The following is a 16,137-nucleotide window of genomic DNA, read 5'->3' on the forward strand; positions in this document are numbered from 1 at the left end:
CAGGTGGTTTCTCATTCATAAAAAAATTAGCACAACCAGTTGCGCTTTGCAATCGGTTGCGCTCATTTCGTGAAAAGCATACAAAAAGAGCCTCCATATTTTGTGGAGACTCTTTAATTCCCATATTACTTATTTTGTGATAAATTTTGATGTTTTTTCCATTAAGGCATTAGCCTCAGCAGAAAGCTCCTCGAACAGCATTCTCATCTGTTCAATATCTGTAGTCTCATCTGCGCCCATAGCAAAGCTTTGGAGATTGATAGCAGAAAATTGAATATCCGCAATAATATCATTAAAGGTTGCCTTGATAGAATTAACTGAATTTGAAATCTCAGCCAAATCACCTGGGAGCTGTTCAATATCTTCTACAACAAGATTTCCTTTTTCCATTTCACCGAGAACATATTTCTGTTCTCCAATAATTTCCTGAAGCCTTCTTACCAGCAATGACATCTTCTGTTGAAGCAATCCAAGCTCATCATCCTGGTCTGTAATAGCGATTCCCTTAGATAAATCTCCCACCATTAATCTATCCAGAACTGGGTTAATATTGTCGATTGGAAGAAGGATTTTCTTTATTGCCACTGTCATGTCGCCTGCTGCTAAGAAAATGCATATAAATGCAGTAAAAAGACAGATACGAATTCCACGATCAACTATTCTGGCAACAACCTTTGCTGGATAAGCAACTCCTACAACCCAGTTGCAGGCATCAAGTCTTGCAGTACTATAAATCATTGTTGAACCCGTATAATCTGGTGCAGAAACGAGGCTACTTCCAGGTGCATCAATAATCTTCTTAATTTCTGGGATTGTCTCTACTATATTTGTCAATCCATTAACAGTTGGATTGTACTCATCGTTTTTGTGGGCAACAATATTGCCTGCGGAGTCTGTCAAAAAACCATACGCGCCATCTTTGAAGTCCAGCTCTTTAACCACCTCACCGATAGTTGAAACATCAGCATCTACACCAACTACGCCAACCATCTTCGACCCAAAATAAATCGGGGTCGAAACAGTGGCCATCATAACATCGTTTCTGGTGGCACTTACATATGGGTCTGTAACAATAGTATGGCCTGCTGCCTTAGCCTGCTTGTACCAACCACGTTCACGAACATCTACACCTTCTGCGAACCGCACACCTCTTGCCATGTACATATTGCCCTCTTCGGTACCCACATATACGAAATACAGGTCTGGTCTGCGTTCAGCCACCTTGTTGATTATTTTACGAATTACCTGCTCATCCAGACTTTCCATTCCTGACAGGCTGTCTGCAATACCATTCGTGACGCCTTCCAGCTCCACAACCCATTCGTCAATCTGATGAGCACTAACATAGGCCACTAGATTCAGCTCAACCTCCTGCTCATTTTGGACACGTCTGGTCATATATATCAAATTAACCACAGATAGAGCAAACACAGTAACCAACAGGGCTACTACAACCCTCCTGGACACCTTATGCCTTATCGAGTTCCAAGAATTAAAACCCATTGAATTCCCTCCAAGGTATTAATAGACATTATATTAATCATATACTAATACATAAATTGGAGAATTCTGTGAAAAAACTATTATTTTCTAGCGAAAACAAAGCAGTCATACCGTATAGCCTTGCCCTCTAAGCTATAGCTAGGTTTACGTTCCGCCAAATAAGGTCCCTTTAATGGACGCTTGATAACAATTCTCTTTGGGTCGGCTGCTATTGCAGCATCTAAAAGCTCCTCCTCAGTGGAGCATGGGCTTTCCAATCTTTGAATCAGTTGGAATTTCTTTTTAATCAAGGCGCTCTTCTGCCTTGCTGGGAACATTGGGTCTAGCAACACAATGTCCGGTTTGAAATCAAGCTTCTTCATTGCCTCTACACTGTCCTGACAGCATAGGGTCATCCTTGAAACTGCATCCTTCAGTTCCGGAATATCTTTTGCTCGATCCAGACAATCCTGAAGCAATACTGCAATAATCTCGTCGAATTCGTATAGACGAACTTCAAAACCTGCTGCTGCAAGAATTAAAGAATCCTCACCAAAACCCGCCGTAGCATCAACAAGAGTCTGAGGCATTTCCTGCCCCTTGATACGGGCCGCCTTCACAAGCATTTCCCTTTGAAGATTGCTCTGCTTTAAGCGAGGCAGCATCTCCCTGAAATCTGCCATTATTTGAAGCTTCCCATCAGTAAGACAAAGCCCTTGGTCTGTTGACTCAAGGGCTAGTTCTAACTTTGCAAGCTTTGTATTATATTCATTAATTTTCGATTCTGATATCAATTATTTATCCTCTTTGCGAAGGAGTTCCATCTTCATGTTGTAATAATCAGGTGTCATATCAAGATAGTGCTTGTGTGGATTTTCAAAACGCTGCTCCTCAAGCCATACGCTTGTAGTAAGCTGCTCCTGAACTCTGGCTCTGATTGTCTGCATATCCTCGTCTGGAGTTGCTGCTTTTCCATCTCTAATGAGTGGCTGCTGCAAAAGCTCAGCAGTACAATTTTCGAAGATATGAGTGCTCTTCCATGGCTGTTCTGGGTCTACGAAACGATAGCCGCCTTCTACAGACATATCCACCTTTTCACCCTTAATTGCAAGCATATCTGCAACGGCTCTTCCGTTTTCATCCTTGATACGGTATACATCCTTGAGACCTGGGTTGGTAATCTTTTCAACAGTCTCAGAAATCTTGATTTTTGGAATTGTCTCACCAGTCTTTGCATCAGTTACTGCGCAAAGCTTGTAAACTGCGCCAAAAACCGGCTCAGACTTTGCTGTAATGAGACGCTCGCCAACACCAAATGAATTAACCTGCCCACCCTGCTGAAGAATAGAGGTGATGGTATATTCATCCAGTGAATTGCTTACGATGATTTTTGCTTCTGTGAAGCCTGCATCATCAAGCATCTTTCTAGCTTTCTTCGTAAGATATGCCAAGTCACCTGAGTCGATTCGGATACCAAAACTCTTTGACTGGATGCCCGCATCCTTCATCTCCTGGAAAACCTTAATCGCATTTGGAACACCTGATTTGAGAACGTTGTAGGTGTCAACCAAAAGGATGCAATTGTTTGGATAGCTCTTTGCAAAGCTTCTGAAGGCTGTAAGCTCAGAAGTACGATAATCATTGTCATCGCTTGTGAAGTACATAACATAGCTGTGGGCCATTGTTCCACCGATTGGAATGTTGAAGTACTGACCTGCAGAAACTGTAGCAGTGCCAGCTGCACCTCCAATGTAGGCTGCTCTCGCACCATAAATCGCAGCATCATTGTTGTGAGCGCGACGTGCACCAAAATCAGATACTGCTCGACCCTGGGCTGCTCTTACGATTCGGCTTGCCTTTGTAGCAATAAGTGACTGATGATTTACCTGTGCCAAAATCTCTGTCTCCACTAGCTGAGCCTCGATGATTGGGGCTGTCACTGTGATGATTGGCTCGTTTGGATACATAATTGTTCCCTCTGGGAAAGCATCCACATCACCTGTGAACTTAAAGTTCTTCAAATACTCTAAAAAATCCTCTGTGAAATGACCTACACTTCTGAGATACTCAATATCCTCATCTGTGAAGTGCATATTCAAAAGATAATCCTTTATCTGCTGAAGACCAGCAAAGATGGCAAAGCCACCGCCATCTGGGTTAACTCTATAGAATACATCAAAGCTGACCCTGGTCTTTGGGTCAATTGTAGGATCGTTGAAGTAAGCATTCGCCATTGTAAGCTCATACTCGTCCATCATCATAGTCAAATTTCTGGCTTTATCTTGCGTCTGTTTCATATATCCTCCTTGCCAGTACTATAGGCTGAGAGGCTAGTTACGCTCTCAAGCCTTGGTATTACTCCGCTCAACTTAGAATGTTTCGCTTGAGTAATACCAAGAGCTAGATAGCTACTAGCCAATTTAGTCTATCTACTGGCATGTCTTTATTTTCACGAATTAATCTGTGATATCCACATCCGCAGCAATCTGAATCGTATACTCCGGATATTCGTTTAAAACTTCGCGATAGATTATTTCCGTGCCTTCCACGTGAGAGATATCGAAGCTGAAGACTACGTCGAAGCGCATCTCTTTCTTCTGTGTATCTACGTAGAAGCCATGAAGCTGAAGAGCCCACTCGTGTGCCTTCACAAGTTCCAATACTCTGTTTCGAATCTGTGCAGCCTCGTCATTCTTAGTGTTGTAGGAGTATACGCCAACTCCTGTTAGCACGACTCCTGTCTCCTGGAAGACCTTTTGCTGGATGCGTCTGGTAAGATTGTCAACATCCTCTACTGTCATCACATCCGGAAGCTCCACATGAACTGAACCAAGATACTTGTTTGGTCCATAGTTATTAAGCACCAGGTCATAGGCGCCGCGAACTTCTGGCTCCTCACAAATCAGTCTCTTGATTCCAATAGAAAGCTCCCTGTCTGGACGACGTCCCAAAATATCGTCCAGAGTATCGGACATCATCTCCCAACCAGCCTTCACAATGTAGATTGAAATAGCAATTCCAACCCATGCTTCAAGGGAGATTCCAAACACAATATAAATAATTGCTGACGCTAGAACAGAAATAGAAATAATAGCATCAAAGCTGGCATCTGCACCAGATGCTATAAGCGCACTAGAATTAACCTTTTCACCTGTGGACTTCACAAATCTTCCAAGGAAAAATTTCACGATGATAGCCACAACCAGCACAATAAGAGTCAGGCTTGTATACTCAGCTTTTTCTGGATGAATGATTTTCAGAATCGATTCATTCAGTGATGTGAGACCTGCATAAATAATGATTGCCGCAACAAGCAGTGCACTCAAATATTCCACACGACCATGGCCCAATGGATGTTTTTTGTCCGGCATCTTACCTGCAAGCTTTGTGCCCACAATAGTGATAACCGACGAAAGCGCATCTGACAAATTGTTTACCGCATCCAAAATAATAGCGATGGAATTTGACATTATGCCAACCAAAGCCTTGAAGCCCGCTAAAAATAAATTTGCAATTATTCCAATTACACTTGTTTGAATAATAACCTTGTCACGGTTCTCCACCGCGTCCGCCACGTTCATATTTCTATTTTTCATACAGCCACCTCTCAATTAATTGTCTTTTGTTCTGCTTTCCTTAATGGCTTTAATAATATCATCGTAATTGCCCCTGACATGTGGGCGCAAGCAATTCACACAAGACTTGACTCCTGATTCAGTATAGGTAAAATTGCCGCCGCATTTATCCTCTAAATGATATAGTGGGCAGTAGCAAAACAGGCAATTGAAATCCTCTGGATGTGCAGTCTTGTGGCATGGGAAATATTCACATTCTTTGTTTTGAAAAAACTTATAATTATCCATGAGACTATTATACTCTTACTTTGACTGTCTTACATGGTATTTTTCGTATTAGTACTGCTCCTGATCCTTCTTTATATCCTCTGGACTCATATACTTGCGAAATACTCGCTCAAGAACTGGATGTATTGCGCATGAAATCATTCCAGGTGAGAACAAAAGGAAGATTGGGAAGCGGTAAATGAGTAACAGAAGCACAACTACTTCTCCCAAAAGTACAATGCTCCAGCCAAAATTCAATATCATGAACATTGCTGAAATCTTAAAGGATGCCTTGAATCCATTTGAGAAGCGGGCAATATAAGCAAAATGATAAATTGCCCAAACAATTGTGAGCACAAAGAGCACCATAAAGAAAATTGATGCTGCTGCAAATGGGCTATCAGGACTAACCATAGTTCTAGTGATATAGATATCGCCGCTCAATATTCCAAAAATAATTATGAAAATCAGCCATGACAATGTAGACTGCTTGAAATTTTCCTTGAAGGAATGAAAGAATGCTGTAGTATATCCACGGCCCTTGAAAATACACTTATTTGTAGCATAATACAGCGCTGTTGCACTGGCGCCAATTGTAACCAAAGGTATCGAGCATATCATGAAATAAAATCCTATGATAAGGATATCTGTAACCTTTGTAATTCCTTCAAAAAATCTGCTGTTAAAAAATCTTCCCAAAACTATTCTCCTATCTCCAACTTATATAATAATTCATAAAATCTCTCTAAGTATTCTTCGCTTCCACTCAAGTCAGCCACCATCAAATATTTGGTGTTCTCATCCAACCCAAAATATTCATGTATAGGGCTATCACTGATATCCACTGCAACATCATAGCTTCCGGTCACTCCGTCATCGTCAGTGACCTCCATGTTGTAAAGTCTGCCCTGGTCCTGCCATAATTTCAAAATATCTGCAGGAGCGGTGTCCTTGATATCCCTGATGGCGCCAAGCTGCACCATGTGCTCCACGCCTTCTTCATCAGCAAATGCAAAATCCATCTGTCCTGCCATTACATAGATATCAAGCTTGTTGCCATAGCCACCCATGTTTGCAGTGTCGTCTGTGTAAAGATCCGCAGTGATGCTAAATCCGTCATGCTTTTCCATACCAAGAATATCGTGCATCTGTGCCTCAACCTCGGTACTGTACTGGTCCGAATTAATGACCATTCCGTAGAACTTGTACTGAACGTAGGTCATGGCATGGTGGATGCACCAGCCGAGGACAATTAACACTATCAATGCAATTATCATATGCACCTTATAGTACTCAAAGATGTATTCCAGCTTCTGCCCAAATGTCATCTGGGAGAGCTTTTTCTTTTCCCCTTTAAAAGTCTTGTTTACTGATTCTTGTTCATTATCTATATATTTTTCCATCATGCATCTCCCGCTGTTACACCTACAATCCTAAGATACTCTTTGTCGCACTATATGTGCTTACAAAGAGCACTTAGAAATTGTAGGCTACAGCTATTTTCAAACTATGAATAATCCTACATGAAAAAAAAAGGCTACTTCAATATGAAGTAGCCAAAATTTATAAACATTTTATAAGTATCGTACGCCTAGATTGCGAGCAACTTTGCGTATGCTGCAAGAGCATCCGAAGTATCGCCAGAAAGTACCTTCTTTGCAAGTGTCTTACCAAGCTGAACACCTTCCTGATCGAATGAGTTAAGGTTCCATACAAAGCCCTGGAACATAACCTTGTTCTCAAAGTGTGCAAGAAGTGCACCAAGTGTCTCAGGTGTGAGCTGCTCACCAACGATGATTGATGATGGGCGGTTACCCTCGAAGTACTTGTTTCTATTATCATCATCCTTACCGCAAGCGAAAGCCATAATCTGAGCTGCTACGTTTGCGCAAAGCTTCTGCTGTGAAGTGCTATCCTCAATAACAACATCTGTTGCCATCTGACTCTTCTTGAAGCCAACAAACTGAAGTGGAATGATGTTTGTTCCCTGGTGAAGGAGCTGGTAGAAGCTGTGCTGTCCGTTTGTTCCTGGCTCACCAAAGATAACTGGGCCTGTAACATAGTCAACAGGCTCACCAAAACGGTTAACGCTCTTGCCGTTTGACTCCATATCAAGCTGCTGTAAATGAGCAGGGAAACGGCTAAGGCCCTGTGAGTATGGAAGAACAGCTGTTGTCTCGAAGCCGAGAACATTGCGCTCATATACACCGATAAGGGCATCAAGCATAGCTGGGTTCTTGCGAACATCAACGTTGCGAGAAAGCTTATCCTCATCTGCAGCACCATTAAGGAAACGAGCAAATACATCTGGACCAAATGCAAGTGAAAGAACTGCGCCACCTACTGAAGATGTAGATGAGTAACGGCCACCGATGTAATCATCCATGAAGAATGCGTCAAGGTAATCAGCTGACTTTGCAAGAGGTGATGTCTCAGATGTAACAGCAATCATGTGCTTACTAGCATCGAGGCCTGCCTTTGCAAGGGCATCCTTAACAAATGACTCGTTTGTAAGTGTCTCAAGTGTTGTACCTGACTTAGAAACGAGAATGAATATAGAATGAGCAACATCAACGCCAGCAAGAACTGAAGCAGCATCGTCTGGGTCAACGTTTGAAATGAAGCGAGCCTCCATCTTGAAAGTATTATTAACCTTTGCCCAGTTCTCAAGTGCAAGATACATAGCACGAGGGCCAAGGTCTGAACCACCAATACCAATCTGAACAGCTGTTGTGAACTTCTCGCCCTTTTCGTTTACGATTTCACCTGCGTGAACCTTGTTTGCAAACTCAGCGATACGCTCCTGCTGCTTTACATAAAACTCTCTCTTATTAACCCCATCAGCCATAACATCACTGCCAAGCTGACCACGTGTAAGCTGGTGAAGAACTAATCTCTTCTCTCCAGTGTTGATAACTTCCCCGTTGAAAAGTGCTGAGTACTTGTCTGTGAGCTGTGCCTCATCAGCAAGCTCCTGAAGTGCGTCAAGAACTGTATCATCAACCTGCTTTGCAGCGAAGTTGTAAGACATGCCGTTTGACATAGGCACTGAATACTCTGCAACTCTCTTTGCTCCGTTTGCTCCAGCCATAACAGACTTAAGCTCAACCTGATTCTTGAGGCCCTGAAGCTTGCCATAAGCTTCGAGCTGATCAAAATTCTTCCATGCTACCATTGTTATTACTCCTTTGTATATAAACAAAAAATCAACGAAAACGATTTCAGTGAAAAGTTTATACTAAATAAGGGCGGTTTTCAAGGAATGGGAAAGGTTTTTCACAATTTCACAACAAATTCATATTCCTTTCTGGGGCTGGTACTTCATACAGTGCTTTATTTCGCTGCTTGGCGTGCTGCACCAAAATGTGGGGCATGATTAGTTAGAGCTCAACAAATTTCTTCGCTCCAAAATCTTCAAACTTCACCCAGTAATTATCTAAGTGGTTGTTTCCATTGTTTTTCTTTATATAAAGATCAAAATCCATTTTATCCATGCCTAGTGCTCTAAGATGCTCCTGATAAAACATGCATCCTTCTCGCATAGTCCGGCGCTGGAAGAATTTAACGAAGCTCCCATATGATATGCCAAGCTTTGCCAGTTCCCATGGGTAAAGCTTGCCATTGTTTAAGTCTGTAGCTTTTATTAGCTCACGATCTTTTATTTCAAAATCCATAAGAGGGGTGTCCAAAAAATATAAAACTCCTTTTAGATTATTTATTAATCTAACTTCTGCCATAATTCCGACATCCTCCTTTCATATTCTTTAGCAAATGGGGTGTTTAAAATATCAATATATTTGATTTCATTCACTCCCTTATATATCTCTTTAACCTTATATTCTCTATTCAATATTTCTAAAAAGTCAAAAGGATCCTCGCCATATGGCGATACATACACATTGTTCATGGCTTCTTCGAACGTATGATAATTATCGCGATAATAATCGTGTTCAAATAGGCCCATTCCATTATCAAAAATTAGTGGTATCTGGTATTCTCCATTTATTGAATTAAAAAATAAACCGAAGTTTCGTGTATGCCTATCCACATTACCAACCAAGCAATCTAATACCGATAGATTCAGCATATACTTTTCGGATTCCTCATATGGGATATTCCCCATTTCTGATAACTGCTTGGCACACCATTTTAGCTTTTCAATGGAATTCATTTTTAAAAAGAAGTCGTCCTTAGTAGATATATGTTTTTCTTCCAGTAATGATTCAAATGATAAAAACGTATATCCATCTAATTCAAAATTCGAAGAATACACTGCATCAAACTTCCTGCCGCCATATGCAAAAATGCAGTGTTTTTGCTGAACACAAGGAATACCTAACTGGTTAGCAATATCACTAGCAATAATCTCCACCGCCCAATCTCTCATTGCAATACTAGCCATTATAGCCTGTGATTTCACAAAAAGTGAACGTCCATAGGTCAGGGCTTTCATCTGGAATCCATCTGTGTCAGTTCTGGTTAGAAGAATATCTTTCTTCGTAAATGCGAATTCTGGAAGTTCATCATTTGATTTGATTTGTAATTCTGGTATTACTGATGGATTGAATGTTTTCTCACCATCTGTAAAAAGATACACGCCAGGTTCATCTACTCCTACCTGAATTAAATACTTCTCTTCAAGCATCTTGATCATATCCTGCCACGTTGGATTCATATTAAATCCAAATGGAAGCTTTGATATTTGAACAGCATAATTTGCTAACACAACAGCTCTATGTTGTAAGTCAACTGTTATGGAAGAGACATTCTCATCATTTACACACCAGTCTATTTTAAGAGGTTGTTGATTCGATTCTTTTATTCGTTTGTGAAGCGCCTGCCTAGACACACCATATTCTGCTGCAAGGCTCGCAATACTCTCACCTAATTCATGGCGAGAAATGATTGCATCAAACTGCTCATCTGAAATTTTTGGTTTGCGCCCTGCGTTTCGTTCATTTGACATAATGAATCCTCCATATGGTTATTATGTTAAATAGCAAGCACTCTGTCAATATTTTAATTAGTTGACATACTGAATGAAATTTGAGCTGCCCCCTGGGACTTTCCGCAAAAGGAATTAGATAAACAAATCATCTAAAGTAATCACAGCTTGAATATTTCCTGAATAGCTATTATTTACCATCCCATAAGTAGTAACCAATGTAGGATAAATCGCATATTTAGTCTTTGTTGCCTTCTGAAAATCTTGAATTTTTCCCCTTATGTCAGAATCCACATCTGCTGATACAGTGTAATCGGAATTTGAATACTTCATTTCGCATAAATTAATTACCTGATCTTTCCTTACAATCAGTAAATCAATCTGTGAACCTTTAATTCCTTTAGCTTCATCTGCCTTGCAATACCAAGAATTCACTTCTGTCTGGACACCTGAAATTCCAAGCTTTTGCTTCATCTGATTTACATGCTCCAAGCAAACTCTTTCAAAAGCTAATCCTTGCCAAGTATTTATTAAAGGCGTATTTATTAGATTTGTCCAGAAATGCTCATCTGTTGGTTTGTCAAAAAGAAACTGATAATAAAACAATGTATAGTTATCAATGAGCTGATATACAGCATTTTTCTTCTTCATACCGTATGCATCATATTTTCTTATGAATCCACAGCTTTCCAACTCTTCGAGTCTAGTCGTCAATTCTCCCGAATTTGCAAGACCAGAATTCCCTATTATTTCCTCACGGGTCATACCAACCTTCTTAGTTGCCAGTGTACTGATTATTTTGATGTAGTTTTCGGGATTTTTAAAAATAGACGCATATAAATATTTGAATTCATCCGCCAAGGGTGCATTTTTAGCAAAAAGAATCTTATCAATATTCTGCTGGATACTTAAGCCTTTCTCGAGAAATCCCCAATAAAAAGGTATTCCTCCAAAAACCATGTAATAATGTAAAATCTGGTTTCTCGTAAAAGCCATTCCTTTTGACTTGACATATTCTTCGCACTCAGCCAAAGAAAAGCTTTCCAGATGTATCTGCTCCGTCAATCTGTTATAAAGCCCACCTTTGTTGTGCACTACCTTTGATAACATCCAAGAAGTAGCGGATGCGCACACAATAAGAACAACATCTCTTCGCGCTGACGCCCATCCATTCCAGAAATTTTCCAAAGCCACCATCAAATCACTGTTCTGCGTATCCATCCATGATAGCTCATCAATAAAGATAATCTTCTTTTTCTCAGATGACGAACGAATTACATCCTTTAAATCTTCAAATGCTTCTAGCCAATTCTTGCGTTTTTTTGTTGGATTTCCTCCAGCATCCCTTATTGAAGCCTCAAATGCAAAGAGTTGTTCCTTCAATCCACCCTCAGATAATCCTGAATGCTGAAATGTAAACCTATAATTAAAGACTTCTCTTATAAGGAAAGTCTTTCCTATTCTTCTACGTCCGTAAATGGCTACAAAATGAGAATAATCATCCTGAATTGTACTGTTTAGAATATCGATTTCTTGTTTTCTTCCAATTATCATATCGTTCAACTCCGCTTAATCTCATTATTTTAATGTCTTTAAGCTAATTCTAGCACCATTTTTTATCCACTTCAACCGAAAATGCACTTCAACTCCGCTTAATCTCGTTATACGTGGAGATTAAGCGGAGTTGAATGGGTTGAAATTTTGTTTTTATTTTATAAACGCCTTTTGAGGACCCGTCAATATGTACGTCTTCGACTTCAATAAACTATAGCACATCCTTAATATCTGTCATCCTTCCAAAAAATGTGTCTTCAACAACAAGTCTTTTAAAATCTTCATCATCTATTTGTAATTTTCCTATTAGAGATAATAACCCTTCGTCTAATTGCTTATTAATTATACGCAACTCTTTTGGTACAATTTCAAGATAATCTTCTACATATTCTATTATGCCCTGCTGCATTTTCTGGACACATTTAATATTCTCAGGGCTTCTAGTTTCTTTTGCATATACAGGATTACCACACTCGTCAAATTCATCCACCGATGGCATTGGTGATGTGAGTATTGTTTCTAAGATGTAATAATTATCAAATATTACACTCTTATCTCGCTCCTCCTCCGTATAAAATGACTCAATTTCCACTCCTTTATCAGCCATAAATTCCGGCTCTAGCTGTAGGAAATATAGCCCCTTAAGTTGTTGTTTCATTATCTTTTGGAGGAACAATTGAGTTGTTCCTTTTGCGACAAAGTCAAACACAGCAGTTGTGCCATCGCTAAGATTTAGCTTTGATATATATTTTTGATAATTCAATCTTTGGAATTTTGCCTTATTAATAATTGCTGCATTTCTATCCTCACCTTCATTTAAACTTATGCCAAATCGTGCAAGTAAACTTTCTTCTTGGCTTCCAAAAAACTTCATGCTGTCGACATAAGCTATGTCATCTTCATTTTTTATGCCTGCACGTATAGCAGATGTACGCGAAGTCAAGAAATATACCGATAATGATTTCGAATCAATTCTATGAAGTATTTCATTTATTAAATATCCATCACGCGCACATAATAGAACATTTTCTGCTCCAATTTCTTTTAGCTTATCTTTAAACCATAGTGCAAAATCTAAAACCATTGGACCACAGATAAAATATCCTATATCTTTCGCGTCTTTTATAGACAATCTTAAATCTTTATTTTCAAACAAGAATGGATCAGAAAATATTCTAGAAAGAGCAAGTCCAACCTTAACCCTATCGGAAAACGTTTTTACATTTTTTTCAAGGCTTAGTTCACCTACATTATCAAATAATTCTTTTGCATTGTATAAACGATAATGATTTATACCATACTCAGTTGCCTTTTCAGCATCTACATATTCATCATCACCTATATGTAAAATTTTTAGATTATGATAGTCTTTCTTCACTATCTCAAATAATCCAGAAGCTTTAGCAACGTTAAACTCACTAGAGACATACACTTTATCTATATACGAAAATCCCATTAGTAGTAAAACTTCCTCTATTTGCTCTAGACTATAGTATGTATCTGTGGTAACTATAATAGTCTTACCCAGAGATGCTATTTTACCTATTAATTGAGACATTCCATCTCGAGGATACATAACTGACTTATCCAAATTCCACTCTAAATCAGCCAACTCATCCGCTGTTACCTTAATATCTTTCTGCTGATTAATCACCCAATTATATATCTGTTTAATCTTTGGTGCTTCATCACTAGATAGTTCTTTTTCAGCTGCTAATCGAAGATTTAAAAAATCTGGAATAAAAACTCCTTGTTCTTCTAGCTTTGCTTGAACCATTTCAAATACATCAGTGTAATATAGAGTTTTTCTTGCAAATAATGTATCAAACAAATCAAAACTTATAACATCCGCTTGATCAATTTCCTTATATAATCTCTCCTTCGTATATACGTTAAAACCTTTAAAATCATATACGGCCTTTGTTTCAGTTAATAAGTCATTTCCTCGAATATCATATACAAGTATTCCATTGTTTACACATACTTCCTTTATTCTTTTAGCAATCACTTTACACGAGCCTGGCCGTGCCACTACTATAATTGCCTCTACACTTAAATCAATCGCTTGTTGTAAACTAATTATCGGATATCCAAAGGCTTCCCCGGACTCCTTAAATCCGTCTAAAAGGCCAACTATTTTAGGCCCACTTCCCCACCTGGAAATGAGCCTTTCTGTTTCAGTGCCTAAACCATATAAAGCTATTGTTTTGTTCTTAATGTCATCTAGCACAATCATTTTGCTCCTTATTTTTCAAAAGCAGATTTTAGCGGAAACTTTTTTTCTAAAGTAGCATTAATGTCTCTTTTTATTATTTCGAACTCTTCAGGCGTACAATTTTCATTGAAACTAATCATCGGATACAACCTATTATTAATTGCATCAATTACTTCATTGTATGTTTCTATAGTCGGGAAAAAAACCTTGCCTTGAGTTCTTCTAGGCATAAAATTTCCCTCACATAGCTGCCAATATCTGATTAAATATTGTGTCACATCTGCCGAACCCCTAAATCTATCTTTAGAGCCAGCATCTAGCGCTTCAGGTTCGAGTCCCCACAATTTTTTTAAGGTAGACTTTTTCATTGCATTGGCCATATGTGGATCATAAAATCCTGGAAAATCATACCAATAAGCACAAGCTTTTGTGCGTTCCAATCTATCTCCATAATCCTCGCAATACCACTTTTCCCAGTTTTTTTCTTGAACCTCTCTCTTATGAAAATATTTATTAATGATAAACATGTTATTAACTTGTGCATAGCGAGTAGCACGAGATACCGCACCAAAGGATGTTGTTGTGATTATATTTTCAACTGCTTCATCACATACCAAATCATTCTTGAAGTAATATTCTTCATCAATCTCCTTAAGTGGAAAAACATCATCACTGAATAAAATAAAATTCTCAGATAGATCCTCTATGCGATGTATATTCATCTCTATTGTATTAGAATTAAAAGTTGGCAAATACTCTGATGGAATATACTCATCATGTCTTACTAATCGAATCTTATTATTCTCGGTATTAAGAAATTCTGGAGTTTGTCCACATGTAATTAAAAAGACCTTATTTACCCATGGCATACACTTTTCAATTGCTCTAAACCACAAATGCAAATTATCCCAACTTTGAAATCTTACATTTGAGAACTCTATTCCATCCTGTTTTGCGTACTTGTTTTTTTCGCTCTGCCATTTTTTATCTTTTTCATCTACCCAAGGAATAACTATATCTATCGGTTTATTCATATTTCACCACTCTCTAATTCCTCTAATATTCTTTTCAACGAATGAATATTTGTATACCCTAATTTTTCAAGAGTCTCTTCAATATCCTTGTAATAAAAAGTTGCAGTTACAATTACGGCGTTGTCAAAGCACTTATATTTTGTTGATTCTTCCGCAGATATTATTTCTTTTTGTGGATAATCATCTTTTACTTTCTTGCTATTATCAATTACATAATTAATGGTACACCCTTCATTTATCATCTCGCGCTCAAGCAATTTTCCTATTTCTTTATACCCATATATAATTATTTCTAGCTTGTTATCCTCCTTAAAATATTCTTTTATACATCTTCCGTTTTGTATTAAATTCATCCATCTAGTGTAAATCCAATAAAATTCTCTAGATTTTTCCAATTCACGCTCAATACATATATTCGCATCAACTGTTTTTATATTGATTCTTTTATAGTTTTCGAAATAATACTCTTCATTACCGTTTTTTAAATTCATTTCCAAAATCTTTTTATCAAATGGAAAATTTTTAATTTGGCTCTTGTAAATACCTATTAATATCGACTTTTTCTCTATCACATCAGTAATATCTAGGTAATGCGTAGCTCCGCTAACGCTATGATGCACCTCATATTCGTAAATCTCTTTTTGTTCGATATTTTGCATTTCAATTGCATTCATAAGACACACTAATGAAGCTGTATGATCTGGATGATTATCGCTTCTACCTGTTACAAAAATCTTTGTGTAAATTGATATATCAATATCATTTAAACAAAAAAGATGGGCGCACAAAGTCCCATCTTCAATATTTAGCATTTTATAATTCTTTAAACCAACATTCTTCATTGCTTCCACAAATTCGTATTTACGAATCTTCGCAAGCCTACAAGGCGTAACATCCCCTTGGCCTTGTCTACCATCGGTTAGACAAACTACATCACATTGGTTTCCATATTTTAATAACAATCCGCCACATCCTATACTTTCATCATCTGGATGTGGAGCGATTATTAGGATTTTATCTTGTTTATCTATGACTAGTTCTTTCATACTCCCCCTAAAAACATCC

The 16,137-nt window shown here is 38.4% G+C and carries 14 protein-coding genes; all 14 read right to left on the reverse strand.

The window, feature by feature from the left end:
- Positions 1-129: 129 nt before the first annotated feature.
- A complete protein-coding gene (locus FXF36_RS08955; protein WP_151623427.1) occupies positions 130-1,503 on the reverse strand; it encodes a PDC sensor domain-containing protein in 1,374 nt (457 codons plus the stop codon).
- A gap of 80 nt (positions 1,504-1,583) precedes the next feature.
- The gene (locus FXF36_RS08960; protein ID WP_151623428.1) at positions 1,584-2,276 is read right to left on the reverse strand and encodes a class I SAM-dependent methyltransferase; all 693 of its coding nucleotides are present in this window, start codon (positions 2,274-2,276) and stop codon (positions 1,584-1,586) included.
- Positions 2,277-3,779 carry a nicotinate phosphoribosyltransferase gene (locus tag FXF36_RS08965; RefSeq protein WP_151623429.1) on the reverse strand — a complete coding sequence of 501 codons (1,503 nt, stop codon included), beginning with the start codon at positions 3,777-3,779 and terminating at the stop codon, positions 2,277-2,279. It abuts the gene before it with no gap.
- 159 nt (positions 3,780-3,938) lie between these two features.
- Positions 3,939-5,078: a cation diffusion facilitator family transporter gene (locus tag FXF36_RS08970; protein ID WP_151623430.1), complete on the reverse strand. Its 1,140-nt coding sequence runs from the start codon at positions 5,076-5,078 to the stop codon at positions 3,939-3,941.
- A 15-nt stretch (positions 5,079-5,093) separates the two neighbouring features.
- Complete coding sequence (locus FXF36_RS16930) at positions 5,094-5,345, reverse strand: cysteine-rich small domain-containing protein (protein WP_151623431.1); 252 nt, start codon at positions 5,343-5,345, stop codon at positions 5,094-5,096.
- 48 nt (positions 5,346-5,393) lie between these two features.
- Positions 5,394-6,023 (reverse strand): DUF624 domain-containing protein, encoded by a 630-nt coding sequence (locus tag FXF36_RS08980; protein ID WP_151623432.1) that lies wholly within the window; start codon positions 6,021-6,023, stop codon positions 5,394-5,396.
- 2 nt (positions 6,024-6,025) lie between these two features.
- Complete coding sequence (locus FXF36_RS08985; protein ID WP_151623433.1) at positions 6,026-6,730, reverse strand: hypothetical protein; 705 nt, start codon at positions 6,728-6,730, stop codon at positions 6,026-6,028.
- Positions 6,731-6,915: 185 nt separating this feature from the next.
- Positions 6,916-8,499, reverse strand: coding sequence for a glucose-6-phosphate isomerase (locus FXF36_RS08990; protein ID WP_151623434.1), 1,584 nt, complete (start codon positions 8,497-8,499; stop codon positions 6,916-6,918).
- Between the two features lie 205 nt (positions 8,500-8,704).
- Positions 8,705-9,061, reverse strand: a complete 357-nt coding sequence (locus FXF36_RS08995; protein ID WP_151623435.1) for a hypothetical protein — start codon at positions 9,059-9,061, stop codon at positions 8,705-8,707.
- The gene (locus FXF36_RS09000; RefSeq protein ID WP_151623436.1) at positions 9,043-10,290 is read right to left on the reverse strand and encodes a helix-turn-helix domain-containing protein; all 1,248 of its coding nucleotides are present in this window, start codon (positions 10,288-10,290) and stop codon (positions 9,043-9,045) included. The genes FXF36_RS08995 and FXF36_RS09000 overlap by 19 nt, the downstream gene beginning before the upstream one ends.
- 114 nt (positions 10,291-10,404) lie before the next feature.
- Positions 10,405-11,823 (reverse strand): AAA family ATPase, encoded by a 1,419-nt coding sequence (locus tag FXF36_RS09005; RefSeq protein ID WP_151623437.1) that lies wholly within the window; start codon positions 11,821-11,823, stop codon positions 10,405-10,407.
- A 211-nt stretch (positions 11,824-12,034) separates the two neighbouring features.
- Entirely contained in the window at positions 12,035-14,053 is a 2,019-nt protein-coding gene (locus tag FXF36_RS09010) for a hypothetical protein (protein WP_167511342.1), read from the reverse strand.
- Positions 14,054-14,067: 14 nt separating this feature from the next.
- Entirely contained in the window at positions 14,068-15,072 is a 1,005-nt protein-coding gene (locus tag FXF36_RS09015) for a stealth family protein (RefSeq protein WP_151623439.1), read from the reverse strand.
- On the reverse strand, positions 15,069-16,118 hold the full coding sequence (locus FXF36_RS09020; protein ID WP_151623440.1) for a PIG-L deacetylase family protein: 1,050 nt from the start codon (positions 16,116-16,118) through the stop codon (positions 15,069-15,071). The genes FXF36_RS09015 and FXF36_RS09020 overlap by 4 nt, the downstream gene beginning before the upstream one ends.
- Positions 16,119-16,137: the final 19 nt, after the last annotated feature.

It is taken from the genome of Pseudobutyrivibrio xylanivorans (assembly GCF_008935055.1).
GTDB lineage: Bacteria > Bacillota > Clostridia > Lachnospirales > Lachnospiraceae > Pseudobutyrivibrio > Pseudobutyrivibrio xylanivorans_A.